The organism is Sphingorhabdus sp., from assembly GCF_023910635.1.
In the GTDB taxonomy this organism is placed as follows: Bacteria; Pseudomonadota; Alphaproteobacteria; order Sphingomonadales; family Sphingomonadaceae; genus Sphingorhabdus_B.
In genome coordinates this window covers 1-2,248 of sequence record NZ_JAAVVZ010000069.1, presented here as the reverse complement: position 1 = coordinate 2,248, position 2,248 = coordinate 1, and the positions used below count along the sequence as shown (strand labels likewise).

The window sequence follows — 2,248 nt, the reverse complement described above, 5'->3', positions numbered from 1 at the left end:
TAGCTGTCCCACGCAAAGCGGGCATCGCCCGACGAAGCCGCCAGCCCTTCGACCGTCTGGTCATTCAGCCCGAGGTTTAACACCGTATCCATCATCCCCGGCATCGACACCCGCGCGCCCGAACGCACCGACACCAGCAACGGATTGGCGGAATCGCCAAATGCTTTGCCCGTTACCTGCTCAATATGTGCAAGGCCATTGGCGACTTCGGCCCGGACGCTGTCGGGGAAGCTTTGGCCATTGGCGTAATAAGCCGTGCACATTTCGGTCGTGATCGTAAAGCCGGGCGGGACAGGCAGGCCAATCGACGCCATGCCATCCAAATTCGCGCCCTTGCCGCCCAAGATATTTTTATTGCCGCGAACGGTTTCGTCACCATCCGAAACACCGCCACCGAACCGATATACATACTGGGTCATCCCGCAGCCATCCCTTTTGCTTGGCTTTATTACTTGCGCGCCGTTGTGCAGTGCAGCGCATCGGAGTCAAGTCTGGAGGGCGGTTATTTTCCGGATTTGTTGGCGAATAACATAAAGCGCGCCAAGGGCAGCTTGAACGATAGCAAATACAAGACATGGAGCACGACCAGCGCAATCGCCAGATTTGCGAGATATTCATGCGCTTCTTCGTAAATTTCGCCGGATTCATCTGCGCGCCCATCGCGTGCATTTTCGCCCGAGAGGGACAAGGAACTAAGCGCGCTGGGCTGCAACGCGCGCCCCTTGTCCATCATGATACCCGTGCCCGTGGCACCAATCACCGAAAGGGCGATTCCCGCCAGCAGGACTTGGCTAATGGCTGGGTGGGTCATGATACCCTTTAAATGCAAATCCTTGAACGAGGGGTAGAAACGCGCAAGCCCCAGTTGCGGCGCGCCGCTCAAAGCCCAAATCAGCCGGAATACAATAAGGGCAGCCACACCATAGCCAAGCCAGGCATGAACAAGGCCCATTTCCGCCGAAAAATAGGCCGCCAATACGGTCAGCGCGAGGAAGCTATGAAAAATGCGGATGCGGTGCATGACGGCCATGGGGATGTTCCTTTGATCAGGAAACAACTCAAGCGCCCATTCCGCCCCGCCAGCAATGATTTAGATCAAGCGCCGTCATGCTGAACATGTTCAGCGTGCCGTCCGCCCCTATCCCTCAATCTTCGAAAAATCGGCCACTTGGGTAACCGCATCGCGGAACCGCGCAAGTAAGCCCAAACGAAATTTGCGCTTGGCCGGGTCGGGATCATTGACCATCACAGCTTCAAAAAAGGCATCAATCGGTGCGCGCAACGTCGCCAATGCGGCCATTGCGCCTTCGAAATCTTCGACCGACAAGGCGGCTGCGGCCTTGGGTTCAGCGGCGTCGAGCGCGGTGCGGAGGGCACTTTCCTCGATGCCCAAATCCGCGTCGCTCCAGCGTAGGCTGGAGCCTGTCTCGTCTGTCGTTCCAGACTGGGACACGTGATGGGCCCCAGCCTGCGCTGGGGCGACGGACGTTTTTTCGGCACCGTCGGCCTGCTTCAATATATTCGCCGCACGCTTATACGCCGCCAACAGGTTCGCACCTTCGGCGGTCGTGATATAGGCCTGCAAAGCCTTCACCCGCGCCAGCAGCCGGACCAGATCATCCTCACCACCAAGACTAAACACCGCGTCGATGAGGTCGTGGCGGACGCCCGCTTCGCGTTGTTGGACAGCCAGTCGTTCTCCAAAAAAAGGAACAATTTCTTGTTGCTTTATATCAGCAAAATCAAATGCGGCAGCCGGCACCTCTTCGCTTGCCAAGCGGCTTCTAAACGCGTCGGCTAAACCTAAGCCAGTCTCACCACTAAGCTTGATCTGGTGCTCACCTGCCAATTTTAGAAAACCTGACATTCGGTGCGAGGAAACGGTGTCGATACGCTCAGCTGCATCGACAAGCCTATTCCACCAAAAAACACCGTGTGTCGTGAGCGACTCAATGAGCGTCCTTCGGAAACCAAGCCGAAGATCATTAGCGGTGATTAAACTAATCACTCCTAAAGCGGCCCGCCTAAGCGCAAACGGATCTTTCGACCCGGTTGGCCGCTGATTTATTCCAAAAAAGCCTGTAACTGTATCCAACTTATCCGCCAAACTCACAGCCACCGTGACCGGAGCATTGGGGACATCATCCCCCTGTCCGACCGGTTTATAATGGTCGCGGATGGCGTCGGCGACGGCGTCGCTCTCGCCTTGTGCGCGCGCGTAATAGCCGCCCATGATGCCTTGCAATTC

3 protein-coding genes are annotated in these 2,248 nt (G+C 56.7%); all 3 read right to left on the bottom strand.

The window, feature by feature from the left end; translation table 11 throughout:
• The coding region (locus HEQ34_RS14180) for a PEP/pyruvate-binding domain-containing protein (protein ID WP_296201556.1) at positions 1-419 on the bottom strand (419 nt) is incomplete at its 3' end.
• A gap of 83 nt (positions 420-502) precedes the next feature.
• Positions 503-1,030 carry a cytochrome b/b6 domain-containing protein gene (locus HEQ34_RS14175; protein WP_296201554.1) on the bottom strand — a complete coding sequence of 176 codons (528 nt, stop codon included), beginning with the start codon at positions 1,028-1,030 and terminating at the stop codon, positions 503-505.
• Positions 1,031-1,138: 108 nt separating this feature from the next.
• The coding region (locus tag HEQ34_RS14170; protein ID WP_296201553.1) for a glycine--tRNA ligase subunit beta at positions 1,139-2,248 on the bottom strand (1,110 nt) is incomplete at its 5' end.